The sequence below is a fragment of the Proteus vulgaris genome (assembly GCF_011045815.1).
GTDB classification, from domain to species: Bacteria; Pseudomonadota; Gammaproteobacteria; order Enterobacterales; family Enterobacteriaceae; genus Proteus; species Proteus vulgaris_B.
Map to the genome: position 1 here is coordinate 838,494 of NZ_CP047344.1, position 24,354 is coordinate 862,847.

At 39.0% G+C, this 24,354-nt stretch carries 23 protein-coding genes; 4 read left to right on the forward strand and 19 right to left on the reverse strand.

Annotation, left to right across the window (positions count from 1 at the left end; translation table 11 throughout):
• The 3 genes from GTH24_RS03890 to GTH24_RS03900 all read right to left on the reverse strand — a co-directional run bounded on the left by GTH24_RS03890 (position 1) and on the right by GTH24_RS03900 (position 1,567).
• On the reverse strand, positions 1 to 348 hold the full coding sequence (locus tag GTH24_RS03890; RefSeq protein WP_072070975.1) for a cupredoxin domain-containing protein: 348 nt from the start codon (positions 346 to 348) through the stop codon (positions 1 to 3).
• A 71-nt stretch (positions 349 to 419) separates the two neighbouring features.
• A complete protein-coding gene (locus GTH24_RS03895) occupies positions 420 to 977 on the reverse strand; it encodes an iron transporter (RefSeq protein ID WP_072070974.1) in 558 nt (185 codons plus the stop codon).
• A gap of 302 nt (positions 978 to 1,279) precedes the next feature.
• Positions 1,280 to 1,567, reverse strand: a complete 288-nt coding sequence (locus GTH24_RS03900; RefSeq protein ID WP_115350422.1) for a helix-turn-helix domain-containing protein — start codon at positions 1,565 to 1,567, stop codon at positions 1,280 to 1,282.
• A 599-nt stretch (positions 1,568 to 2,166) separates the two neighbouring features.
• On the opposite strand from GTH24_RS03900, the gene gss reads away from it, so the two are divergent.
• Together gss and GTH24_RS03910 are read left to right on the forward strand one after the other, a co-directional pair.
• A complete protein-coding gene (gss, locus tag GTH24_RS03905; protein WP_072070973.1) occupies positions 2,167 to 4,044 on the forward strand; it encodes a bifunctional glutathionylspermidine amidase/synthase in 1,878 nt (625 codons plus the stop codon).
• A 90-nt stretch (positions 4,045 to 4,134) separates the two neighbouring features.
• Positions 4,135 to 4,488, forward strand: coding sequence for a hypothetical protein (locus GTH24_RS03910; protein ID WP_164525976.1), 354 nt, complete (start codon positions 4,135 to 4,137; stop codon positions 4,486 to 4,488).
• Between the two features lie 78 nt (positions 4,489 to 4,566).
• Here GTH24_RS03910 and GTH24_RS03915 read toward each other — a convergent pair whose 3' ends face one another.
• Both GTH24_RS03915 and dsdC read right to left on the reverse strand, forming a co-directional pair.
• Positions 4,567 to 5,223, reverse strand: a complete 657-nt coding sequence (locus tag GTH24_RS03915; protein ID WP_164525977.1) for a hypothetical protein — start codon at positions 5,221 to 5,223, stop codon at positions 4,567 to 4,569.
• Between the two features lie 18 nt (positions 5,224 to 5,241).
• A complete protein-coding gene (gene dsdC, locus GTH24_RS03920; RefSeq protein WP_072070970.1) occupies positions 5,242 to 6,186 on the reverse strand; it encodes a DNA-binding transcriptional regulator DsdC in 945 nt (314 codons plus the stop codon).
• Positions 6,187 to 6,409: 223 nt separating this feature from the next.
• On the opposite strand from dsdC, the gene dsdX reads away from it, so the two are divergent.
• Positions 6,410 to 7,747 (forward strand): D-serine transporter DsdX, encoded by a 1,338-nt coding sequence (gene dsdX, locus GTH24_RS03925; protein WP_072070969.1) that lies wholly within the window; start codon positions 6,410 to 6,412, stop codon positions 7,745 to 7,747.
• 12 nt (positions 7,748 to 7,759) lie between these two features.
• Positions 7,760 to 9,088, forward strand: coding sequence for a D-serine ammonia-lyase (locus tag GTH24_RS03930; protein WP_164525978.1), 1,329 nt, complete (start codon positions 7,760 to 7,762; stop codon positions 9,086 to 9,088).
• A gap of 242 nt (positions 9,089 to 9,330) precedes the next feature.
• On the opposite strand, the gene fbpC is transcribed toward GTH24_RS03930, so the two are convergent.
• The 14 genes from fbpC to sfsA form a co-directional block, all read right to left on the reverse strand.
• Positions 9,331 to 10,371 (reverse strand): ferric ABC transporter ATP-binding protein, encoded by a 1,041-nt coding sequence (gene fbpC, locus GTH24_RS03935; RefSeq protein ID WP_072070967.1) that lies wholly within the window; start codon positions 10,369 to 10,371, stop codon positions 9,331 to 9,333.
• Positions 10,372 to 10,386: 15 nt separating this feature from the next.
• A complete protein-coding gene (locus tag GTH24_RS03940; protein ID WP_072070966.1) occupies positions 10,387 to 12,465 on the reverse strand; it encodes an ABC transporter permease in 2,079 nt (692 codons plus the stop codon).
• A 74-nt stretch (positions 12,466 to 12,539) separates the two neighbouring features.
• The gene (locus GTH24_RS03945) at positions 12,540 to 13,571 is read right to left on the reverse strand and encodes an ABC transporter substrate-binding protein (protein WP_072070965.1); all 1,032 of its coding nucleotides are present in this window, start codon (positions 13,569 to 13,571) and stop codon (positions 12,540 to 12,542) included.
• A gap of 2 nt (positions 13,572 to 13,573) precedes the next feature.
• A complete protein-coding gene (gene uhpC, locus GTH24_RS03950; protein WP_072070964.1) occupies positions 13,574 to 14,911 on the reverse strand; it encodes an MFS transporter family glucose-6-phosphate receptor UhpC in 1,338 nt (445 codons plus the stop codon).
• Positions 14,912 to 14,993: 82 nt separating this feature from the next.
• On the reverse strand, positions 14,994 to 16,550 hold the full coding sequence (locus GTH24_RS03955; protein ID WP_164525979.1) for an MASE1 domain-containing sensor histidine kinase: 1,557 nt from the start codon (positions 16,548 to 16,550) through the stop codon (positions 14,994 to 14,996).
• A 1-nt stretch (position 16,551) separates the two neighbouring features.
• Positions 16,552 to 17,184 (reverse strand): response regulator transcription factor, encoded by a 633-nt coding sequence (locus GTH24_RS03960; RefSeq protein WP_072070962.1) that lies wholly within the window; start codon positions 17,182 to 17,184, stop codon positions 16,552 to 16,554.
• Positions 17,185 to 17,410: 226 nt separating this feature from the next.
• Entirely contained in the window at positions 17,411 to 17,791 is a 381-nt protein-coding gene (gene panD, locus GTH24_RS03965) for an aspartate 1-decarboxylase (protein WP_064719124.1), read from the reverse strand.
• A 42-nt stretch (positions 17,792 to 17,833) separates the two neighbouring features.
• Positions 17,834 to 18,685, reverse strand: coding sequence for a pantoate--beta-alanine ligase (panC, locus tag GTH24_RS03970; RefSeq protein ID WP_072070961.1), 852 nt, complete (start codon positions 18,683 to 18,685; stop codon positions 17,834 to 17,836).
• A 43-nt stretch (positions 18,686 to 18,728) separates the two neighbouring features.
• Positions 18,729 to 19,520: a 3-methyl-2-oxobutanoate hydroxymethyltransferase gene (gene panB, locus GTH24_RS03975; protein ID WP_072070960.1), complete on the reverse strand. Its 792-nt coding sequence runs from the start codon at positions 19,518 to 19,520 to the stop codon at positions 18,729 to 18,731.
• A gap of 361 nt (positions 19,521 to 19,881) precedes the next feature.
• Positions 19,882 to 20,376 (reverse strand): 2-amino-4-hydroxy-6-hydroxymethyldihydropteridine diphosphokinase, encoded by a 495-nt coding sequence (gene folK, locus GTH24_RS03980; RefSeq protein ID WP_164525980.1) that lies wholly within the window; start codon positions 20,374 to 20,376, stop codon positions 19,882 to 19,884.
• Complete coding sequence (pcnB, locus tag GTH24_RS03985) at positions 20,369 to 21,706, reverse strand: polynucleotide adenylyltransferase PcnB (RefSeq protein ID WP_241254075.1); 1,338 nt, start codon at positions 21,704 to 21,706, stop codon at positions 20,369 to 20,371. Before pcnB ends, folK begins: the two co-directional genes overlap by 8 nt.
• A gap of 310 nt (positions 21,707 to 22,016) precedes the next feature.
• Positions 22,017 to 22,928: a tRNA glutamyl-Q(34) synthetase GluQRS gene (gene gluQRS, locus GTH24_RS03990; protein ID WP_115350413.1), complete on the reverse strand. Its 912-nt coding sequence runs from the start codon at positions 22,926 to 22,928 to the stop codon at positions 22,017 to 22,019.
• 54 nt (positions 22,929 to 22,982) lie between these two features.
• Positions 22,983 to 23,438, reverse strand: coding sequence for an RNA polymerase-binding protein DksA (gene dksA / locus GTH24_RS03995; RefSeq protein WP_023580786.1), 456 nt, complete (start codon positions 23,436 to 23,438; stop codon positions 22,983 to 22,985).
• 196 nt (positions 23,439 to 23,634) lie between these two features.
• Complete coding sequence (sfsA, locus tag GTH24_RS04000) at positions 23,635 to 24,345, reverse strand: DNA/RNA nuclease SfsA (RefSeq protein ID WP_072070957.1); 711 nt, start codon at positions 24,343 to 24,345, stop codon at positions 23,635 to 23,637.
• Positions 24,346 to 24,354: the final 9 nt, after the last annotated feature.

A 24,354-nucleotide genomic window follows, 5' to 3' on the forward strand; every position in this document is an offset into this window, starting at 1 on the left:
TTACTCTGCCTTTTCAGTTGCAACAATTTCACCTTGAGGGTGAGAAAGGTGAAAATCATCAAAGAAGGTGTAACGACCGGGTTTTAGTGGTGCTATCACAACGACAGAATTTGCGCCAGGAGCTAATACTTTTTCTTTACGTAACTGTGTACTTTCAAATTCAACAGGGCTGGTGCCTGTATTACGTATTTTTATTCTAATGGGGGTTTTGGCTGGTACTTCAAGTACTTGGGGAATAAGCTCGCCGTCTTTCATTTCTAATTCAACAGTAAATTTCTCAGCAGCAAAAACAGAGCTTGTTATCATTAATAGCAGTAATAACGTGTATTTATAGAGATGTTTCATCATCAGCGTTTCACTTAAAAAAAAGAGAAAAAGGATAAACTCAATTTTATTGAGCTTATCCGTTATCAAGCTAATTAATAACTACCTTTACGACCTGTGCCGCTATAGGTGAAATCCCATGAAACTTCAAAGGGTTCAAACCAAGGTGCAACACCGGTTTCTTTGTCAATATGGCGACCAAATGTAATATCTTTATTGTATGAAGGTGGGTAAATTTTATAAGTAACATTATATTGGCCATTACCATCGAGTTTCAGATTCTCGCCATAGTGAGGACCATCATTAGCCACCATTGCCATAAAAACGCCTTGCTGTTTTTTCGCTGGCGCATCTGATTTTGTCACGGTGTATTCAATAGTGAGGTAAGGGATCCAGTCACCTTCTGCAAAGCCATTAGGATTGTCTTCTGTAGCATGGATATCGGCTTCTAAATGGATATCGGCTTTATCAGCCGCGAGATGGCTCATTGCATGATGACCTTCTTCGGTATCCATAGTGATAGGTTGAAGGTAAACCCCCTGAATTTCCATACCATTTTTAATAATAGGATGACCTACTGGGTACTCTAGAGCAAAAGCCGAGGTTGAGAGAAACGATAATGCAGTAAGAGAGAGTGCATAGCGATATTTCATGTTTAACCCTTATTTCAAATGATAATTGTTATTATTCTTAATTAGGTTAACACAATTTGTATTAAAGATAGGAGATAATCTATACGAAAAATATCGCTTAAGTTTACGAAAAAAATAGTGAAAAATGTATTAACATTTTATTTTATAGAAGAAAAAAATTTGTTGGTTTAAATATAAAAGATAAATAGAATTGATAACTCTAAGTAATGATACTCACTGGGATCATCAAATTAAGAGTGATATATGGAAACCTTATTTATCTTAATAAAAAGATAAAATAGAAGATTTCCATACCAAAAATATTAAATTTGGCTTTGAGCACTCCAAAATTGTTTGGATTGTATCAGTGCGATAGCAGAAACTTGCTCTTCATTAGGGGGTAAAAAAAACGCAGGAGTCACTTTTAGCTCTTGAGCAATATGAAAGAGCATATCAACATCAATTTTACATAGCCCATTCTCATATCGTGAAAATTGTTGTTGGCTAATACCTACTCGTTCAGCGACAACCTTTGCTGATAAGCGAAGTTGCTGGCGTTGCTTACGAATTTTATGCCCAATAATTTGAGAAATGGGATAAATCTTTGACATTAGTGACCTCATTCTTCCTATCAACCACCAATAATATTCAATAATTCGAATATCAAGTTTCTGTGATGGATCTTCAAAGTAAACAAGCACTCCGGCTTGAATGAGTAAAATCCATTCTCTAGTGTTATCGGTTAATAGGCGGAATTATTTATACCCGTCAGGCTATAAGATGATAATAATTTTTATTAAACTATTTTGATATCTTTCTTTTTTCTAGCAGGAAAATCGAGAAAAATTTGATAAACAGTGCTATATATTGCCTAAATGCCATTTTATCCATTATTTGTGCTCGCATTTATGATTGATAAAGAGTAAATAATGAAACTATAACAAAAAAGATAAAGCCCTCTTTGACTGTGTTTATACTCGAAAATACCTTTTATATATTTTTTATGATGGGTTATTTTTGAGTTTTTTTTTATTTGGCCCAATTTTTCTTCTTAAATAGCTTTAAAGCGACACACCTCTTTTTACTTTATCGAAATTAATAAAATTACATTCACTTCTAATAGTCCATGGCGTTAATATTGTTATCTATAATACTTAGGTAGATTATAAGTATTACAGGTAATTATCTATTTATCGTCAAGGTCGAGATTATGAATGTAAAAGATATCATTCGTCATGAACCATTTGGAACATTGCTAGGTTATGCGCCTGGTGGTGTCGCGATTTACTCTTCAGATTACAGTAGTATCGATAAAGAAGACTATGCTGCTAATGATTCATTCCGTAGTTATATTGGTAATGAATATATGGGGCACAAGTGGCAGTGTGTTGAATTTGCTCGTCGTTTCCTTTATCTGCATTACGGCGCTGTATTTACTGATGTGGGAATGGCTTATGAGATTTTTTCATTGCGTTTTTTACGTAAAACCATTGATGACGATATATTACCTCTCCAAGCGTTTGCGAATGGCGGTAAGCAGGCACCAGCTGTTGGTGCTTTACTGATTTGGCAAGAAGGTGGTGAGTTTAAAGTGACAGGTCATGTTGCGGTGATCACTGAAGTGCTTGAAGATAAAATCCGTATTGCGGAACAGAATGTTGTTCACACTAGATTACCAGCAGGCCAGCAATGGACACGAGAATTACCGCTTAGCGTCAGTGATGACGGCTACTTTATTCAAGATACTTTTGAGAACACAACGCTTTTAGGTTGGATGATCCAAACTGAACCTAATGCTTATAGTCTTCCTGAGCCTAAAATCACACCTGAACTATTAAATATTCATGCCGAAAAACTTGAAAATAAAGGTCAATTCGATGGGAAATGGCTAGATGAAAGCTCGCCATTAGAGAAAGCTTATATCTGTGCGCAACATGGTCATATTATCAATCAAGATAGTTACGAATATTTCACCATTTCAGAAAGTGCAGAGCAGGAGCTTATTCGCGCAAGTAATGAAATGCATTTGATGTATTTGCATGCAACTGAAAAAGTGTTGAAAGATGATAAGTTACTGCGTTTATTCGATATCCCTGAAGTGTTATGGCCTCGCATTCGTTTGTCATGGCAAAACAGACGTCATCAAATGATCACGGGACGATTAGATTTTTGTATGGATGAACGTGGTGTCAAAGTTTATGAATATAATGCAGATTCAGCCTCTTGCCATACAGAAGCTGGCTTAATCATCGAAAAATGGGCACAGAAAGGTGGAATTAAAGAGGGATTTAACCCCGGCGAACGATTACTTGATGCATTAGCCGATGCTTGGAAACATTGTGATGCAAAACCTTTTGTACATATTCTTCAAGATGATGATAGTGAAGAAGATTATCACGCTCTCTTTATGCAACAATCACTGACCCAAGCAGGTTATAACAGTAAAATTCTACGTGGATTAGATGAGCTTCATTGGAATAGTCGCGGCCAATTGATTGATGCAGACAAACGTGTTGTTGAGTGTGTCTGGAAAACATGGGCTTGGGAAACGGCATTAGATCAACTAAGAGAAGAGAGTGAGCAACAAGCACTGATCCCTATTCGTACAGGGCATCCTGAAGGCGAAGTCCGTTTGGTCGATGTACTTTTACGTCCTGAAATTACCGTTTTTGAGCCACTTTGGACACTTATCCCAAGTAATAAAGCCATTTTACCGATTTTATGGCAACTGTTCCCTGACAATCCTTATTTGCTAGATACGGATTTTAAAGTGACTCCTCATCTTGCACAAAGTGGTTATGCAGTTAAACCAATAGCGGGTCGTTGTGGTAGTAACATTGGCTTAGTTGATCATAAAGAAAATGTGTTAGATGAAACCCAAGGTCAATTTGATCACCAAGAAAATATTTATCAGGAATTATGGTGTTTACCGAAAGTCGCAAACCGTTATATTCAAGTTTGCACCTTTACAGTCGGTGGACATTACGGGGGTTGTTGTTTACGTTCTGATCCTACACTAGTTATTAAAAAAGAGAGTGATATAGAACCGTTGATCGTGGTTGAAGATAAACACTTTTTAACTAAATAAGATCATAGACGTTTAGAATTAAGAAATAATAGACCCGCCTAATTGGCGGGTTTATTTTAAAAATAACTAGAATGCTTAGTGAGAAATAGAATGATACAAAAATTTGAAACGCTTAGTGAGTTATTAGCAGCGCTTTCAACACTTGAATCTAATGAGTGGATTTATACGGAAATTGCAACTTGGAATCGTGATCCTAATCAGGCGATTTTTTATTATATTCCTTGGGATTATCTTCAAGAATTACCTGATGATGAGATTTACCTTGATGATGAAGATCTGGAAATGCCAAAAATTGTTAAAGATAAAAATTTACGAGGCTGGATGGTGATTTGTGATTTGGCATTATGCTATCAAGTTCAACAAGTCGAAAAAAAAACCTTACAGTGGGTTATTGAAGAAATTAACTATTATCGTGAATATGATGCTTTTCGGTGTTTGAGCTAGATGTTGCTTTAGCAATAATTATCAAGTAATAAACTATAATTATTTGATAATTAATGATTTATTTGTGTTTTTTTTGTTTTAATAAAGAATGTTTTCAATGTTAGGCCAATCATCAGCATAATGATCTGTCATTAATAAAAAACATTCAGCCACGGCACGGTTTAAAGATTTATGTTCAACAGTATCATTTTCTATTGAAGTGACAGACCACACTTTGTTTTCTTGATGATAAGAGCATGACATTTCACAATCTTCTAATAAGGAAAGTGCATCATCAGCATTTTTGAGTAGATCAAATAGTGCGCCATCGGGATCTAAAGAGCTCCAAACTTTTTCGGTTTCTGTATCAAACTCGATTTCATAACCATAACGGCGATAGATAGCTGTTAGGTTTATTTGAAAATCTGTGTAGTGACTATAACGATGGATCGGTGGCTGGTAGGTATCTGGCTCTTGGGCTTTTCGATTATTTTTATAGTCTTGAATTTGTTTTTCTCGAGCTTGTGCTCGTTGATAGCCCTCGCCACCAAATTCTAAGATACGTGCTTTGCGATAAACGTCACTAAAATCTAGTACCGCAGCACCATAATAAAGCCCTTCATCTGTTTTCAAATCCATTAAGTCAACTAAGATATAACGTTTATTCTCAGTGAGTTGTTCTTTATTTAGGATGGATAAACCAGCATATTCTGCAATAGCGACTATCTGTTGTGTTGAAAATGTCATCTCTTTCATAGGGTTTTCCTTAAAAAATTACATGCTTTCCTTGATCTGTTTTTTCAGCCACTGAATGAAAAGCTGCACTTTGGCATTATTCTTTTCGTTTCGAGTGACAAGGTAATAACGCTGAGCACAAAAAAGCTCACTATTATTAAAAGGGATAATTAATTCCTTATTGGCCAGTTGTTTCTGTACTAAACGTTTTCTTCCCATCGCGACGCCAGAGTGATTAACGGCAGCAATCACTGCAAGATCAGAACGATCAAAACAGATATTACTGCGATTAGGGAAAAGTGAAAGATCCATATGTTCACTCCAAGCTCTCCATTCATCAAAATCAGAATTGTTACTCCATGCTTGTCTATCATGTAGCAAGGTGCAATTAGAGAGATGATGAATATTATTTATAAGCTCATGTTTTTTAGCGTATTCAGGGCTGCATACCGGAATAATCGATTCTGAAATTAAGTCTTCGCAATAAAGATTTTGTAGTTGTTTATCATCAAAATAGATGGCGAGATCAATACCATAGCCTCGAAAGTTAATGTCATCATTTCCTGTGAGCAGATTTAATTCAATGGAGGGGTAACGCTCAGTAAAATCTGAAATACGAGGAACTAACCAACATTGGGCAATAGAAGGGCGTGAATAAACGGTAAGTACACCAGAGATTTCTTGGTTATGGATATCTAAAATTTCTTGGTTAATGTCTTCTAACGTTTTTTTAAGTGCCCAATAAATACGTTCACCTTCTTCTGTTAGTTCAATTCGGCGATGAAAGCGGTTAAATAACTTAATGCCTAATTCTTCTTCTAGTGTATTAATACGATGGCTAATAGCACTGGGAGTTAATGACAGCTCTTCTGCTGCTAAAGCAAATGAAAGGTGACGACCTGTTGCTTCAAAAGTGTGAAGTCTGGCTAATTGATAACTAGATAATCGTTTATTTCTTAAAATCACGCTAGAAGATTCAAACATTCTTTTATTCTCATTTTATTGTTGATAGTAACGTTAGTTAACAATCAAGGTAATGTTAAGATGAAATACCATGCTATCACTCATCAAAATGTGATTATTTGTGGATAAGATCACTTATTTGAGTTAATTGAATTCATCTTAGTGTAAATTTTCATCATTTGTAAGTATCGAATGATTAATATTCAATATGTTTAACAATAAATAAAAGATTTGGGATGGATATATGGATTCAACATTATGGGTACTAGGTACTCTTATAATTAGTATCTTGCTCATTGTTTTTACTATAATAAAACTTAAGTTTCACCCGTTTTTAGCCTTACTGTTGGCCAGCTTCTTTGTAGGTACTGCAATGAAGATGAACCCTTTAGAAATGGTGAATGCGATTGAAAATGGTATTGGCGGTACACTCGGATTTTTAGCAGCAATTATCGGTTTAGGTACTATTCTAGGTAAAATGATGGAAATATCAGGTGCGGCAGAACGCATCGGTATTACATTGCAAAAGTGTCGTTGGTTATCTCCAGACGTTATTATGGTATTAGTTGGTCTTATTTGTGGTATTACACTTTTTGTTGAAGTTGGTGTGGTATTACTTATTCCACTTGCTTTCTCTATTGCGAAAAAAACAAATACATCATTATTAAAATTAGCCATTCCTTTATGTACGGCATTAATGGCCGTTCATTGTATTGTTCCTCCTCATCCAGCCGCGCTGTTTGTTACTAATGAATTAGGCGCAGATATGGGAACCGTGATTGTTGCCGGACTTGCGGTTGGTTTAGCTGCTTCATTAGTCGGTGGCCCGTTATTTTTAAAAGTATTAGGTGAGCGTTTGCCGTTTAAAACCGTACCTGAAGAATTTTCAGATATGGAAGTGCGTGAAGAAAAAGATTTGCCTTCGCTCGGCGCCACTCTCTTTACGGTATTATTGCCAATTGTTCTGATGCTGATAAAGACAGCCGCAGAATTAAATATGACAAAAGATACTTCGCTTTATACTGCATTACAGTTTATTGGTAATCCAATTACTGCAATGTTTATTGCTGCTTTTGTCGCTTATTATGTTTTAGGTATTCGCCGTAATATGGGCATGAATATCTTATTAAAGAAAACAGAAGATAGTTTTAGCTCTATTGCCAATATCTTATTAATCATTGGTGCTGGTGGTGCTTTTAATGGCATTTTAAAAGGTAGTGGTTTAAGTGAATCTTTAGCGTTAATTCTTTCTAACTTGGACATGCATCCTATTTTATTGGCTTGGTTGGTTGCCATTATCCTTCATGCGGCTGTTGGTTCTGCAACGGTTGCAATGATGGGAGCTACTGCAATTGTTGCACCATTAATGCCTTTATACCCAGACATTAGCCCTGAAATTATTACCTTAGCAATTGGTTCAGGTGCTATTGGTTGTACCATCGTCACAGACTCACTGTTTTGGTTAGTGAAACAGTATTGTAATGCAACTTTAAGTGAAACTTTTCGTTTTTACAGTGTCGCGACCTTTATTGCCTCCTTTGTCGCATTAGGCGGTACATTTATGCTTTCTTTTGTCATATAAAAGAGAACGACTATGAGCCATATAGATATAAATAAACTAATAAGTAATTTTCCACTAGTTCGTGACTTAGTGGGCTTAAAAGAAGTGGTTTGGTTTAACCCAAAGGTGACCACCACTGACCAGGGACTTCCATATGTTGGTTTAACGCAAGATGACGTAATTGATGCACAAGCACGGTTACAACGTTTTGCACCTTATTTAGCTAAAGCATTTCCAGAAACGGCGGTTACTCAAGGAATTATCGAATCAGAAGTGGTTGATATTCCTAAGATGAAAATTGCTCTTGAAAAGCGTTATAACACAACCATTAGCGGTCAGTTGCGTTTGAAAAAGGATAGCCATTTACCAATTTCAGGCTCAATTAAAGCACGAGGTGGAATTTATGAAGTATTAACGCACGCTGAGAAATTGGCAATAAACGCGGGGTTACTGAATACAGATGATAATTATGAAAAATTATTCTCTGATGAATTCCGTAAATTCTTTAGCCAATACAGCATCGCGGTTGGTTCAACAGGCAATTTAGGTATGTCTATTGGGATCATGAGTGCGAAATTAGGCTTTAGTGTAAGCGTTCATATGTCTGCTGATGCACGTCAGTGGAAAAAAGACAAATTACGCTCTCATGGCGTTAATGTTGTTGAATATGAACAAGATTACAGTATTGCTGTAGAAGAAGGCCGTAAAGAAGCAGAAAAAGATCCTAACTGTTTCTTTATTGATGATGAAAACTCAAAAACCTTGTTCTTGGGTTATGCCGTTGCCGGATTACGTTTGAAACGTCAATTTGAAGAACAAGGTGTTCGTGTTGATAGTGAACATCCTCTGTTTGTTTATTTGCCTTGTGGTGTTGGTGGTGGCCCTGGTGGTGTTGTGTTTGGGCTAAAACTGGCATTTGGTGATGCAGTGCATTGTTTATTTGCTGAGCCAACACATTCACCTTGTATGTTATTGGGCGTTTATACCCAGTTACATGAAGGTATTTCAGTACAAGAAATTGGCATCGACAACGTGACTGCCGCTGATGGTCTGGCTGTTGGTCGCGCATCAGGCTTCGTGGGGCGTGCAATGGAGCGCTTAATTGATGGCTATTACACTATTGATGATCAAGAGCTTTATGATTTGCTAAGTCTATTAAATAAAGAAGAAGGAATTAAGTTAGAACCTTCGGCATTAGCAGGAATGGCGGGAGCTGTACACGTCACTCAAGCTAAAGATTATCTGCAAGGTTTATCACTAGACAGTCAAAAAATGCAAAATGCAACGCATTTAGTCTGGGCTACAGGTGGTGGCATGGTTCCTGCGGATGAAATGCAAAAATATCTCGCTCAAGGAAAATAGAGCGTAGATCCGGGGCGATAAGGTTTATCTTTATCGTTCCATATAAAATAAAAGGGAGTAGTGCGAGTATTCAGTAATTATTATATAAAACAATAATATAGTAACAATGGATTAAACCAAGTGTTACATCAAACATTCACACCAGGATGTCACACCAGGGGAAAATGTCGTAGTATTATAATCATAAAAAAAGAGGCACCCATAGGGTGCCTCACTTACATCTATCGCTTTAAATATTAAATTTATTCTAAAATAAACATGCCATAAGGATGAATTTGGAGATAATAGCTGTCACCTACATTTGGTTGAAGCTGTGTGGCATTGACTTGTAATAGTAAAGTCTGATTTTGCCATTCGACGGTTACCTCATACTGAGGCCCCATATAAGCCACATGCACGATTTTACATTGCTGGCAGGCATCGCCTTGTTGAGATAAGGTGATAGCCTCGGGTCTAACTCCAACTCTAACATCTGTTTTAGTGGTATTAAATGTATCTGGCTTTGGTAGGCGATATTGGAAAATATCAACATAATCAGCGCCTAATGTGGCTGGGAATAAGTTTGCATCACCCATAAAGCTGGCCATAAATTCAGAAGCCGGTTGGCGATAAAGAGTTTGTGGTGAGCCTAATTGCATTATCTTACCTTTATTCATCACCAATACCATGTCAGAAACCGCAAAAGCTTCACTTTGGTCATGGGTTACATAAAGAGAAGTGATATTAAACTGTTGTTGTAATTCACGAATTTTCTCTCTCATACTACGACGCAAGTTCGCATCAAGGTTACTGAGTGGTTCATCAAAAAGCAGCACTTTCGGCTTTAAAATTAACGCGCGAGCTAATGCAACTCGTTGTTGTTGACCGCCTGAAATTTGGTCAACAAAACGATCTTCAAAGCCGGCTAAATCCACCAGCTCTAAGGCTTCAGTTACTCGTTGTTTGATTTCTGCTTTCGGACGCCCGAGCATTTTTAAGCCATAACCAATATTTTCCCCTAATGACATATGAGGGAAAAGGGCATAAGACTGAAACACCATACAGATATCGCGTTGTTGAATTGAGCGTTCAGTGACATCTTCACCATCAATAAAAATCTTACCTTCTGTTGGTTTTTCTAATCCAGCAACTAAACGTAAAACAGTTGTTTTACCACAACCAGAAGGCCCTAATAATGAAACCATTTTACCTTGTGGAATAGACAAGCTGAGATCTTCAATAACTGTGTTAGAGCCAAAGCGCTTAATGACATTTTTCAGTTCAACGAAATGTTGTTGTGTCATGGTTTATACTCCGTATTACTGTGCATTTTTGGCTTTAGAGCGTGAAACACGGGCTTCGCCAATCAAATAGTCAAATAAGAAAATAATTGCCAACATAACGACGATTAAAATCGAGCCGTAGGCAATTGCGACGCCGTATTCACCATCTTCAACACGGTTTAAAATATAAGCAGTTGCAACACGTGTATCTGGTGTAACAAGGAAGACGATGGCACTGACTGTGGTAATTGCACGCACAAAGCTATAAATCAGCGCAGACAAAATAGCTGGGCGCAATAGCGGCAATAGCACATAGAAAATCGTTCTCATTGAATTTGCTCTTAAGCTTAAAGAGGCTTCATCTAGTGATTTATCAATTTGCCCTAATCCCGCAATACCTGCACGTATCCCTACTGGCACATTACGCATTGTCATAGAGATAATCACAATCGCCGCAGTGCCCGTTAAATAGAACGGTGAGTCGTTAAACGCAAGAATATAAGAGACACCTGCAACCGTTCCCGGCACAGCGAAACAAAGCATAGTTGTGAACTCAATACTTTTCTTACCTTTAAAGTCTTGGCGCACAACGATATAGGCGATTAGCAATCCAAGAATGGCTGTAATAGGTGCTGCAATACCTGCATATAACAAGGTATCCAATAATGAAGGCCATGCTCCATCACTCATTCCTTGACCAAATAGCTTGATAAAGTTATCAAGGGTTAAGGTGTAATCAACACCCCAGTTAACGGTAAAACTACCGTAGAAAATACTGCCATATAACAAGATATTAAAGACAACCCAAATGCCAAGAACAGTTGTTACAAATGCAATCAATGACGATGGTAAAGGTTGAACATCACCACGATAGGATTTCCCTGATACGGTGACGTAAGAGCGTTTGCCAATCCACATATACTGCACGCAGAACACTAATAGTGAGAAAACTAAGAGTGACGCACCTAATGTACTGGCTGATTGATAATCTAGTTGAGAGCCGGTGATATAGAAATAAATCTGTGTGGCGATAACGTCAAAGTTACCCCCTAAAACCAATGGGTTACTAAAGTCAGCAAGAGATTGCACAATCACAATTAAAAACGCATTAGCTAATGCGGGTTTAAGTAACGGCATAAAGACGTTAAAGAAGGTTTGATAACGGTTAGCTCTTAAGGTGTAAGACGCCTCTTCTAATGAAGGATGAATGGTTTTAATAGCACCGTCTAAAATCATAAACGACATTGGGGTAAAGGCGAGAACTTGAGCCAACCAAATTCCTGTAAAACCGTATAACCAGTTGGTATTTTCAAGTCCGGCATAAGTGGCAAGAAACTCTGTCACATAACCAGAGCGTCCCATCATAAGTGTGACCCCTAAACCGACAACAAAAGGAGGCGTTACGATAGGTAAGATAGAAAATACGCGACCAATAATGGCAGAGCGTACTGCAATACGAGATGTATAAATTGCTAGAATTAAACCAAAGAAAGTACAACCGATCCCCACAGCAATAGAGAGCATTATGGAGTTGAGCATTACTTGTACAATATGAGCTTGGCTTAAGATAGAAATAAATTCAAATGGAGCGAAATTGCCTGCGCTATCTTTAAACATCGGAATAAAAATAGCGATGCTAGGAAAGATAATAAAGGCGCCAATCAGAGCAACAACGGCTATCAAAGAGCCAATAACAAAGCTATCACCGCCAAGCCATTCCAAGCGTGTTAAGGCGGTTTTCATGATCATTCCCAGAGAAATAAAGAGAATGATCGCAGAATAACCTAAACCTCGTCCTTCAAGCGTTGCACTAACTATTGTAATAACAGCACAAAATAAGGCAAAACCGGCATCAAAATAGTGGCGAGAACGATTTTCACGCTTAGGTTCATTTAATGAACGAAAGAGCAGTAAACTCGGTAATACAAACCAGAGCCAACTGAGATTGACGCTACTCCAACCGTAAGAGGTGAGTAATTCATCTGCTGTAGAATCTAAAAGACCGTAATCAAGGCTCCATGACGGCAGTAATGCAAAAGCCATCCAAGCAATTAGGACCCATAAAAATATGGGTTCCCGCCTCTTTTTTTCAGGTAAAGCGAGTGTGTGAGACATAAATCCCCCGAGAGTAAATATATTTATTATTATGTGAAAAAGAGAGCGAGAGATTATCTCGCTCCATTAATGAGCTATTTACCCATTTTTACTTCGGTTACCCACTTATTAATCAACGCTTTACGCACTTCACTATCGCCATATTTATCCATGTCGTAGTTGATGAGTTTTAAGTCTGATAATTTCAGTGCCATTGGTGAAGATTCTGCAGAGGTATTTGTTAGGATTTGGTAAGATTTACCTTCTTTCCAACTAATTTCTTGCGCTTCTTTTGAGAGTGTCCAATCTACGAATAGTTTAGCATTATCCATATTACGGGCATTTTTGATGATACTGACACCACCGATTTCATAGCCTGTACCTTCACAAGGTGAAATCAATTCAAGCGGTGCGCCATTTTCAACTTCTAATGAGTAATCATGTAAGAAACCAATACCAATGGCTGCTTCACCACGGGCTGCATTTCGTGCTGGGGCAATACCTGATTTTGTGTATTGAGAGATGTTAGTGTTGATTTTCTTTAGATAATCAAAGGCTTGTTCAGTACCCCATAACTGGTCGAAGGTTGCCAGTGCGGTATAAGCAGTTCCTGAACTTTGTGGATCGGCGATTTGAATTTCACCTTTATATTCAGGTTTGATTAAATCTTTCCAACAAGTTGGAATAGCAATTCCTTTTTCCTTTAAGCGATCTTTATTAACGCCGAAGCCTAAGATACCGACATAAACCGCAGACGAGTAGTTACCTTTGCGTTTAGCGGGATCACGAAATTGTGGCATGATTTGATCGAGATTAGGAGAAACATAAGGCTCAAGTAGATCCATTTCACCCGCTTGTGAGTGAGGGTCCATTGTACCGCCATACCAAACGTCAGCTTGTGGATTACGTTTTTCAGCTTCGATTTTGGCTAAAGTACTCCCCGAACCATTACGAACGAAGGTCGTTTTAACATCATATTTTTCGGCAAAGGCTTTTGTTTCAGCTTCACACATTGCATTTGTCGCACTACAGTAAACCACTAAGCGACCGGCAGCGTGGGTTGATAAGCTAACAGCAGAAAGTGCCAGACCAGTAGCAACAAGTGTAGAGAGGGTTTTCAATTTCATGTTCAGAACCTTTTAAATGTGTCGTCATCGGAAAATGAAAGAGGGCCTACTAAATGCTCTTGTTTGCTGACATCAGCAATCAACAACGGCATTAGCAGTAGTCCCATTAAGGCCGCGGCACTGGTTAATAATGCAAACATCCCAGTCCAACCATAATGCGCCATGACCTGACTTAATGGCCAACCTGCCATTGCTGCCCCTAAGTAGGCATACAATCCCAAGTAGCCAGTTACCGTGCCTGCTGCGTTTTTATGGCAATATTCTGTTGCAGCAAGCCCGATTAACATCTGTGGTCCGAACACGAAAAAACCGATACTAAAAAAACAGGCTGCGAGTAGAGCATAATGATGAATTGGAATTAACCAAAGGGCTGCCACTGCGGTAAAAAGTCCGAGTGAAAACAGCAATATCATTGGTGCTCGTTGGCCTCGGAATAAGAGATCCGAGCCCCAACCTGAACATAACGCCCCTAACAAACCACCCACTTCAAATAAAGAGAGGATGGCATTAGCACTCAATAAGTTGGCGCCATGTGTTTCTGATAACCAGATATTTCCCCAATCGTTTATCGCCATACGTATGAGATAAACCAAAATATAAGAAAATCCTAGCAACCAAATCATTCGGTTAAATAAAATGCTCTCTTTCAAAATAGTTAGCATTGGTTTAGGTGGAGAGGCTTGCTCTTGACGTAGTTCAAAAACATCACGTCGCCATACACCGACGGTAGGCAATCCTTCTTCTACCGGAGTGCCTTTTAACCGTACGCATAGCCATAACCCGATAATAATGCCGATAATACCGGGTACAAGCAGTGCCACTTGCCAACTATAATGCGTTGCTAGCCACGCCGTTAAAATGGGAAGACTCATCCCACCAAGGTTGATTGATATATTCCATAATCCCCACCAGAAGCCACGCTCATTGCGTGAATACCAGTGTGTTAACAACCTTGCACAAGGTGGCCAGCCAAAGCCTTGAAAGAAACCATTTAGTGCCCAGACCAAAAGTAGTGCAGGAAAAGAAAGACAATAGGCAAAAATAATATTCATAATGCCTGTCATCACTAATCCCACACCCATAAACCAGCGGTATCCCCATCTATCATGGAAAATACCAGAAACAAATTTAGATAAACCGTAAGTGAGATAAAAAAGGCTGGCTATCCAACCGATATCTCCTTTATCTAAATTCAATTCAATCTGCATAACGGGCATTACAAAGTTGACGCTTTTACGTGTGAGATAGAAAGTGGCATAACCAATAATCATCGACAGCATTAAATTTTTGCGCCAAAAGTTATAGGTCTTATTTATTGATGCCGAATTTTTACCTGACATAACATCCTCTTTGATGTTGCAAATGTAAAAAAAATGTCGCGAAAAAGAATGAGATAAGGTTGTAGATGACTAAGACTTATTCTTAGTTTTCACTGTTTTCTTTTGAATTTGTGGGTAAGTTAACAATTATTTTCGTGCCGTGATGATTTATCACTTCCCATTCTCCACCTAAAGCGCGAATGCGTTCTTCAATACCGCGCAATCCAAAACCGCTACTTTGTTGTGTTGATAATGATGTGGGGAGTATACCAATACCATTATCGCTAATGATCAACCGTAGGCAGTTTTTGTTTTGGGTTAATGAAACTTCAATATAGGTTGCGTTGGCATGTTTACTAATATTATTTAATAACTCTTGTACCAAACGGTAGAGAGTAAAAATTATGGTTTCGTTTTCAGGCTCTTTATCTAATGAATAATTAAAATTACAGGTGATGCCATTGTCATTAAAGGCAAATTCATTGATTAAATGGTGAAGGGCTTTTTCAAGCGACATTTCTTCTAAAACAGGTGGGCGCAATTGTCGCAGAAGTTGACGTGTAGATTGATGAATTTGCAATGCTAGGCGTTCTATTTGTTCGCCCGTTTGTCGCGTTTTATCGTTATTGGCCGTTTTCTTCATTAGCATCGATTGAATTTGGATTGCAGTAATATTTTGTCCAATTTCATCATGTAACTCGCGGGCAATCGCTTTTTTTACATCTTCTTCGGTATGAACCAGTTGCTCCATTAATTCACGTCTGGCTTGAAGTTCTTGCTCTAGACGTAATCGATAATGACGTAAATTATGGGCTAATTGCTGTTGACGGCTTATTGCTATCCCTAAACCAATGCCAATAATAGCTTGCGTGGTTAAGAACATTTCTAATTCACGTAAGTCATTAAATGCGCCGTTTACTTGGCGAGCAAAGGTAATAATTAAGCTTCCTAGTAATGCTGATAATACACCACCTTGCCAGCCATAACGGTAGGCCATAAAGACGTTAGGAATAAAAACGAGAATAACTAATAAACGCTCTATTTCTGGTGTTAAGAAAAACTGTGCGCTTAATCCAATAAGGCAAAATAAAAATCCCCACATTAATAATGATGTTCTTAACGGAGGATCAGGTGTTCCATCAGAGATTAACGTTCGACTTTGTAATTCACGAAGATATTCATAAAGTAAAAAAACAAAAGGTGCGAGTAATATTCCACCGGTGACTGAGGTCAGAAAAACTCCGCTGGTGGTATTAATAAAAAAGCCAAGAATAAAGGCTTGTAACAGACTATTAAAGCCAACAGCGCCGATTAACAAGGTTAAGCGTTGCCAGTAGAGTGGATATCGCCACCAAATACGTTGAACTTCTAAGGCGATAATTAGGCTTAATAATGGAGACAGATAAATAATAGCATGGGTAATTAACTGCTCTTGTGTTAGCCAGTAATAAAGCCCCCATTCAGCGAATAACATCGGTAGCCAAAAGCGCCGCCAAAGCAAAATAATCAAGGCTAATCGCAGGCCTTGAGGTAAGAAAAGGGCTGCTTGTTGCCCATTTTTACTTAAATAGAAACCAATCACCCAAAGCGATAGCCAAAGTAAAGAGTAGGTGAGTAATAAAAAGAGGGATTGAAGAAGAAAACGCAGTCCTCTTTTCATGTTACAGCGATCCTGTGATCAACTGATTTTTTAAGGCGAAATGGACTAAATCGATGGTTGTTTCACAGCCTAATTTGCCAAGTACATTAGCGCGATGAACGTGTACAGTTTTATGGCTAAGATTAAGTTGTACAGCAATTGTTTTGACATTAACGCCTTGAACTAAAAGGTTGAAAATTTCTCTTTCACGGGGCGTTAATGTATGCAGAGCATCTTCTTTCTCAGGGGTGTGTCGTAATGCTTTCATGGCATCAGAGCAAAGATAACAGCCACCTTGATGTACGGCGCGTACTGCTTGAACTAATTCTTCGGGGCCACAACGTTTGGTTAAATAACCACGAGCACCTGAATCAAGTGCGCTTTGAACAAAGGCGGGGGTATCATAAATACTTAAAATAATTGTACGAAAATCAGGGCGTTTTTGTTTTAAACGGCTCTGCAGTTGTAAACCACTTTCACCCGGCATAGAGAGATCCATGACAGCAACATCAATATCATCATGCGCTAAATAAGGCCATGCTTCTTGCCCATTAGAATACTCACCCACAATGTGAATATCGGGTTCTAGCATTAACAGCTGTGCAAAGCCAGAACGCACAACAATGTGATCATCCACTAAAGCAACTTTTATCATAATTTTTTATTAGTCAGAGAGTAGTCAGATAATACTTACCTGATTTATAACAAGCTACAGGATGATAAGCGAGCAAAAAGGGAGAAGAAACACGGTTTTGAATCTTATATCTCATTTTTATCAAGATGAATCGTGACAAGCAAATAATAACAATAGGTTATTTATTGTTATTATTTCCCATAAGCAGGGAACCTCTGCCTATGGGAAGTGATTAATATTTTATTAATTAGGCAACTTGAACCGGCACGGCTTTGGCTATGCGCTTCATTTCATTGTTGTCTTCAAAATATGCAATATTGGGTTTATGGCTACGCGCATCACTATCAGGAATTTGTACATAAGAGCAAATAATTAAGCGATCACCAACGGCGGCTCGACGTGCAGCAGCACCATTGACTGAAATAATTCGTGAACCTCTTTCCGCACAAATTGCGTAAGTTGAAAAGCGTTCACCATTATCTACGTTATAAATATCAATTGCTTCATTTTCAAGAATACCAGCAGCATCCATGAAATCCTGATCAATCGCGCAAGAGCCTTCATAATGAAGATCGGCTTGTGTCACTTTTACGCGGTGAAGTTTGCCTTGTAACATAGTGCGTAGCATTGTTGTGTTTCCTATTCTTTTATAATCAATACACCAAATTAATTAAACAAGATCAACTTGTTGATTATCAATAAGGCGAGTATTACCTAACCACGCAGCCATTAAAATAACAGCACGACGGCTCTCTTCATTTAATGGAGTGAGTGTATCTGCATCGCAAATAAAGCATTCATCAGCGCGAAAACCTTGGCTTTCTAATGTGCTTTTTGCATTTTGCAGTAATTGGTTTACATCGTGATTGCCTGACTTTAATTGCTCGGCAATAACTTGTATAGCTTGATAAAGCTTAGGTGCTTGCTGCTTTTCATTCTCGGATAACAGGCGATTACGAGAGCTTAATGCAAGCCCCTCTTTATCACGTACGATAGCAACAGGAACGATGCTGATATCCATACATAAATCACTTACCATCTTCTTGATAATTTGCAGTTGTTGGAAATCTTTTTCACCAAACATTGCAATATCGGGTTGTACAAGATTAAAAAGCTTACTAACAACCGTAGTTACACCACGAAAATGCCCTGGGCGACTTGCACCCTCCAATACAGTAGAAAGTACAGGTACATCAACCGTTGTTTGATTTTCCATACCATGTGGATACATCTCTTTTACTGATGGTGCAAAGATGATATCTACATTTTTATCACGCAATAATTCGCAATCTTCTTGTAAAGTACGAGGGTAATTTGCTAAATCGGCTTCTCTATCAAATTGAAGTGGATTAACAAAAATAGACGCAATCACCACATCGGCATGAATACGAGCTTCTTCAATCAGTTTCAAATGACCTTCATGAAGATTACCCATTGTTGGAACCAATGCAATGCGTTTACCTTCTTGCTTTAATCGCTTGATTTCTCTGCGTAAGATAAGCGTAGTTTCAATAATTAGCACAGCGTGACTCCTTTAAACGATGTTTATAAATTGAGATGGTAAATCAGTTAAATGAATGTTGCTCTTGTGGAAACAGGCCTTGTTCTACTTGCTGAACATAAAGGCTAACTGCGCCTTTTAATGAGCCGGCTTCTTGTAAAAAATCTTTTGAAAACTTCGGTGCTTGAGGTGTTAAACCCAATAAATCGTGCATAACCAGAATTTGCCCATCAGTGACATTTCCAGCACCAATACCTATCACAGGTACTGTTAATGCATCGGTGATGGCTTTGGCGAGTGAAACCGGCACACACTCTAATACAGCAAGTTGAGCACCTGCATTCTCAAGAGCGATTGCATCTTGCTTTAATTGCTCTGCTTCATAATCTTTTCTGCCTTGGACTTTATAACCGCCAAATACGTTGACTGATTGTGGCGTTAATCCTAGGTGAATACACACGGGTACTGCGCGCTCTGTTAGCATTTTAACAGTAGGAATAAGCCAATTACCGCCTTCAATTTTCACCATATTTGCCCCTGCTTGCATCAAGGTACCAGCAGTAAGGCAAGCTTGTTCTGGGGTTGCATATGACATAAAGGGCATATCAGCAATTAAAAAAGCGTTCGGTGCACCAGCTCTGACACAGCGGGTGTGATAGGCGATTTGTTCAACAGTAACCGGTAATGTACTGCTATGGCCTTGTAGCGTCATTCCCAATGAATCACCTATAAGCATGGCTTGAATACCTTCTTGTGCGAAAAGGCGCGCAAAACTTGCATCATAAGCGGTGATCGTAGCGAATTTTTTCTTTTCTTGCTTATAGCGATTTAGCGTTGAAAGCGTCGTGGGTTTCATTATAACAAACTCCATCATTGTTGGTTTTTGTGTGCAGATAAAATAAAATGCTTCACATAATTATTTGTTTATTAAGTAAATTTTCAAATCACAAATATAAAGCCGCTTTCGATTGTAGCATTTAAGGACTAAAAACGAAGAAAAAGTAGTTAAATGAGTAATAAAAAAGAATGATTAATAAGAAAAGATTATATATGTCAATCAGTTAGTGATAGGAATAAAGCTACAATCATTCAAATGGCGAGAAGGTCATAAAGGTGGGGTTGTAATACAGTGAATGTGTGGTAGTGAGATAGAGGCTGATACCGTGTTTATTTTTTACAGTATCAACCTTTAGCTTTAGTGGAGGATTTACGTGGTATCACCACTTTTCCATGCCATTTTCAGGCACTAACGCTAATCTATCTGCTAATAACTCACCATCAGGAAAGCGAAGATCTGGTGCTAATTCGGCTAATGGATAGAGCATAAATTCACGGACTTTTAGCCCGTAATGAGGCACTGTTAAACGCTCTGTTTGGATCACTTCATCACCAAATAACATGATATCGAGATCCAACGTTCTAGGGCCCCAGCGGTTACCTTCTTTTCTGACGCGACCTTGTGCTAGTTCAATCGCTTGAGTGTTATCAAGCAAGATTTCTGGCGTCAAGGTTGTATCAACGGCGACGGCAACATTAAGAAAATCTGGTTGATCTTGTGGCCCCATAGGGCGAGTACGATACCAGGAAGATTGAGCAATCAGTGTGGTTTGTGGGATCTCACTGATTGCTTTAATTGCTGAATTTACCTGATCTTCAGGTGAATTCAAATTGCTACCTAAAATGATATAAACACGTTTTGTCTGTTTACTCATTATTGTTCTCTTGTCTTGATGCTGGTTTTGCACTTGGATGGCGAGGACGCTTACGTGGGCGAGGGCGTCTACGAACCGGTGCTTGACCTAATTCTGAGACCATTGAGCGTTGTTGTGTATTGTTAGAGGCTTGGAAATCTGCCCACCAACTAGCTAATGCTTCAAGTTCTGGATTACGTTGTACATTGGCACGTAATTCCAGTAAGTCGAATGCTGCACGGAATTTAGGGTGCTCAAGCAGTTTATTTGCACGACGACCTTGGCGTTTAGGTAAACGTTGCTGTAATTGCCAGATATCACGCATCATGGTTGTAATGCGTTTCGGAATTGCAATTGTACGGCATTGCTCATCTAAAATATCATTCATCGCCATAGCGAAAGAATCATAGTAAGAAAGACCACTTTCTTGGACTAATTTCTCAGCATGTTCGATTAATGGATACCACAACATTGCCGCAAATAAGAATGCCGGATTAACACGCATATCTTTATTAATACGATAGTCTGTATTTTTGAGAACTTGATCCAGCATTCTCTCCATCGGCGTATCATGTTGTTCTGTCATTTTTGATGCTACTAGCGGGAACAGCGGCTCAAGCAACTGATGGCGACACATGAGTTTATATGTTTTATAGCCTTGCCCTGTTTGTAATAATTTCAGTGACTCTTCAAACAGACGAGCTGAAGGAATATTACGTAATAATGGCGCAAGCCTGCTAATTGGCTCTGCGGTTTCAGGTGCAATTTGCATATCAAGCTTACTAGCAAAGCGAATAGCTCTTAACATTCTAACGGGATCTTCGCGGTAACGCGTTTCAGGATCGCCAATCAAACGAATAATGCCTGCTTTAAGATCAGCTAAACCTCCAACGTAATCACGCACAGCAAAATCATCAACACCGTAATAGAGGCTGTTTAATGTAAAATCACGACGGATGGCATCTTCTTCAATGGAGCCAAAAATATTGTCGCGCAGTAACATACCGCTTTGTGCTTGCTGTGATTGGTTGTTGTCTGAAATTTCATGATCTTCATGAGAGCCACGGAAAGTGGCCACTTCAATCACTTCAGGGCCAAACATGATATGTGCAAGACGAAAACGACGACCGACTAAACGACTGTTGCGGAATAATCGACGTACATCTTCAGGGGTTGCATTTGTGGCAATATCAAAATCTTTTGGTTTTTTTCCCAGTAGTAAGTCACGGACACCACCACCGACTAAATAAGCCTGAAAACCAGAGTTATTTAGGCGATAAAGCACTTTTAATGCATTGTCACTGATGTCTTTACGTGAAATTGGGTGTTGATCTCTTGGGATCACAGTCATTGGCAAATCACTCCCGTTCGCCTTTTCTTTATTACTCTTTTTCTTACGGGGACGGTCTGCGGATATAGCAGGACGCCGACGCACAGGTTTCTGTGTTTCTTGTATTGGTCGGTCAGATGCTGTTGTGACTGGCCTTTCACTTGCTACCGGTTGTGTATCTGATGACGTTGTTTGTCGCCCTAGCAGATTACGGCAGAAATGTGCTACTCGATTAAAAATATGACACCTCGAATAATAAATTCTAATAATTAAAAAAATTAAGCGGCTAATCATAGCCTACTGAACATTTTTTGAGAATGCTTTGTGTGGTTTATTCGTATCCTTGTTGCTGATGATTTTGTTTTAAAATCTCAGAAGGTGACCACTGCGCAATCGCAATCTCTAATAATGATGCTAACGAATAATCCTGCCAGCCAGCGATAATCGGCTGATTAAGAAATTGTAAAGCATCGATAATGACGGGTCTTGGATCAGAATCCGGCAACGCATGTGCGTGATTTTGCTTCGATAATTTATTACCGTCATGATTTATTGCTAAAGGCAAATGAGCATAACGCGGAATAGGTAAATTCAGTTGTTTATGTAAACTGATTTGTCGCAATGTGGGATCAAGTAGATCAGCACCTCTTACCACTTCGGTCACACCTTGATAATTATCATCAATCACCGTCACTAGATTATACGCAAATAAGTTATTTTTTCTGTGAATAATCATATCTTCTAGTACGATAGATGTACTTTTAGAATAATAGGTGCCTTGGATCATGTCTTCAAAATGATAAACAGGGTGCTGCTGGATCAGTCGCCATGCACTGTTTTTATCAAAAGGTGTCTCGCTATTCGCTAACGGAGCGTGGTGGCGACAGTGATTATCATACACACCACCCAAATCATGCAAACGATGACGGCTACACTGGCAGTGATAACAGATACCTTCTCGCCAAAGTGCGGACAGTATTTCATGATAAGCATCATGGCGTTGTGATTGATAAAGAATATCACCATCCCAAAACAATCCATAACGCTCTAATGTGCGAATAATTAAGGATGTCGTATCAGGGGGTTCTCTAGAAGGATCAATATCATCGATGCGAAGAAGCCAACGCCCGTGGTGCGCGCGAGCTTGAAGGTAACTACCAAGTGCAGTAACCAATGAGCCAAAATGAAGTTGACCCGTTGGTGATGGCGCAAAGCGCCCAATATAGTCTGTAATCTCGTGCATCGAAAGATTCAGATAAACGCCTCAACGTATCAGGTTGAGGCGTTGGCTCATCAATTAGCCAGCCATCTGCTTTTCACGGATTTCAGCTAATGTTTTACAGTCGATACATAAATCGGCGGTAGGGCGAGCTTCTAAACGGCGGATGCCGATTTCAACGCCACAAGATTCACAGAAGCCGAAGTCATCATCTTCAACTTTTTTCAGTGTTTTCTCGATTTTCTTAATGAGTTTACGTTCACGATCACGGTTACGCAGCTCAAGACTGAATTCTTCTTCTTGTGCAGCACGGTCAACGGGATCGGGGAAGTTTGCCGCCTCATCTTGCATATGAGTAACGGTGCGGTTGACTTCATCCCTGAGCTGATTGCGCCAAGATTCAAGTATTAGCTTAAAATGCGCTAATTGGGCTTCGTTCATGTACTCTTCGCCCGCTTTTTCCTGATATGGCTCAACGCCAGCAATAGCGAGAATGCTCATGGACGATGTTTTACGCTTTTGCCCTTCTTGCATAATGCTTCTCCTACATACGCATTTCTGAATAATCCCCACCTTCAAAACAGGAAGGGGAAAAAATAGGGCGCTATAAATAGCAGATGCCCGCGAGGATAGCAATTATTCCTTTAATAAGTTTTCTCATGGTGTGAAGGCACGCAAGTAAATGTCCCTTTTTAGTTAAAAAATGCTTAACTAAAGCCATGAGAAACAATTAACCATTTGAAATAAAAGGTAATTGCTGTCCAATTGTTAAATTGTATTCACTAATATTGATGCGATAACACAAAATTTCAACCCCTGCATCATGTGCTTCTTTTAGCAATGAAGCATAGTCAGGGTCAATCTCTTTAGCAACAGTCACTTCCGTAATGCCAGTATGGGGAACTGCGTAGAATAAGACAGCCCTTAAGCCCAATTTTGCGATAGCCGTCAACTCTCGAAGATGTTTCTGGCCACGTTGTGTTTTGGCATCAGGAAAATAACCCATTCCACTATCTAACAATGTGACTGACTTCACTTCAATATAACAGTCAACTTTATGATTTGATTTAAGTAAAATGTCAATACGGCTATTTTCATTCCCGTATTTGACTTCTCGTTTTATCTCTTCATATTCAGATAATTCTGGAATGTCACCCGCTTCAATGGCATCTGCAACAATACCATTCGCTCTTAATGTATTTACACAAATCCAATCATCAGTTTGAGTCTGTGTAAGCTCCCAACTGTGGGGGTATTTTCTTTTTGCATTTGAAGAGGTGGAATACCAAACCGTATCACCGGGAGTCGCACATCCTGTCATTGCGCCTGTATTGGCGCAATGAAGCGTGAATTCTTCCCCATCAGGGGTAACAACGTCTGCTAAAAAACGCTTATATCGTTTTAGTAAAGTGGCAGATTGTAGCGGTTGCTCAAATTTCATGACAACTCC

What these genes read in the sequence shown, in the direction of transcription:
- GTH24_RS03890 (WP_072070975.1), bottom strand. Translation starts at nt 348, where the DNA reads ATGATGAAACATCTCTATAAATACACGTTATTACTGCTATTAATGATA.
- GTH24_RS03895 (WP_072070974.1), bottom strand. Translation starts at nt 977, where the DNA reads ATGAAATATCGCTATGCACTCTCTCTTACTGCATTATCGTTTCTCTCA.
- GTH24_RS03900 (WP_115350422.1), bottom strand. Translation starts at nt 1,567, where the DNA reads ATGTCAAAGATTTATCCCATTTCTCAAATTATTGGGCATAAAATTCGT.
- gss (WP_072070973.1), top strand. Translation starts at nt 2,167, where the DNA reads ATGAATGTAAAAGATATCATTCGTCATGAACCATTTGGAACATTGCTA.
- GTH24_RS03910 (WP_164525976.1), top strand. Translation starts at nt 4,135, where the DNA reads ATGATACAAAAATTTGAAACGCTTAGTGAGTTATTAGCAGCGCTTTCA.
- GTH24_RS03915 (WP_164525977.1), bottom strand. Translation starts at nt 5,223, where the DNA reads ATGAAAGAGATGACATTTTCAACACAACAGATAGTCGCTATTGCAGAA.
- dsdC (WP_072070970.1), bottom strand. Translation starts at nt 6,186, where the DNA reads ATGTTTGAATCTTCTAGCGTGATTTTAAGAAATAAACGATTATCTAGT.
- dsdX (WP_072070969.1), top strand. Translation starts at nt 6,410, where the DNA reads ATGGATTCAACATTATGGGTACTAGGTACTCTTATAATTAGTATCTTG.
- GTH24_RS03930 (WP_164525978.1), top strand. Translation starts at nt 7,760, where the DNA reads ATGAGCCATATAGATATAAATAAACTAATAAGTAATTTTCCACTAGTT.
- fbpC (WP_072070967.1), bottom strand. Translation starts at nt 10,371, where the DNA reads ATGACACAACAACATTTCGTTGAACTGAAAAATGTCATTAAGCGCTTT.
- GTH24_RS03940 (WP_072070966.1), bottom strand. Translation starts at nt 12,465, where the DNA reads ATGTCTCACACACTCGCTTTACCTGAAAAAAAGAGGCGGGAACCCATA.
- GTH24_RS03945 (WP_072070965.1), bottom strand. Translation starts at nt 13,571, where the DNA reads ATGAAATTGAAAACCCTCTCTACACTTGTTGCTACTGGTCTGGCACTT.
- uhpC (WP_072070964.1), bottom strand. Translation starts at nt 14,911, where the DNA reads ATGTCAGGTAAAAATTCGGCATCAATAAATAAGACCTATAACTTTTGG.
- GTH24_RS03955 (WP_164525979.1), bottom strand. Translation starts at nt 16,550, where the DNA reads ATGAAAAGAGGACTGCGTTTTCTTCTTCAATCCCTCTTTTTATTACTC.
- GTH24_RS03960 (WP_072070962.1), bottom strand. Translation starts at nt 17,184, where the DNA reads ATGATAAAAGTTGCTTTAGTGGATGATCACATTGTTGTGCGTTCTGGC.
- panD (WP_064719124.1), bottom strand. Translation starts at nt 17,791, where the DNA reads ATGCTACGCACTATGTTACAAGGCAAACTTCACCGCGTAAAAGTGACA.
- panB (WP_072070960.1), bottom strand. Translation starts at nt 19,520, where the DNA reads ATGAAACCCACGACGCTTTCAACGCTAAATCGCTATAAGCAAGAAAAG.
- folK (WP_164525980.1), bottom strand. Translation starts at nt 20,376, where the DNA reads ATGAGTAAACAGACAAAACGTGTTTATATCATTTTAGGTAGCAATTTG.
- pcnB (WP_241254075.1), bottom strand. Translation starts at nt 21,706, where the DNA reads ATGACTGTGATCCCAAGAGATCAACACCCAATTTCACGTAAAGACATC.
- gluQRS (WP_115350413.1), bottom strand. Translation starts at nt 22,928, where the DNA reads ATGCACGAGATTACAGACTATATTGGGCGCTTTGCGCCATCACCAACG.
- dksA (WP_023580786.1), bottom strand. Translation starts at nt 23,438, where the DNA reads ATGCAAGAAGGGCAAAAGCGTAAAACATCGTCCATGAGCATTCTCGCT.
- sfsA (WP_072070957.1), bottom strand. Translation starts at nt 24,345, where the DNA reads ATGAAATTTGAGCAACCGCTACAATCTGCCACTTTACTAAAACGATAT.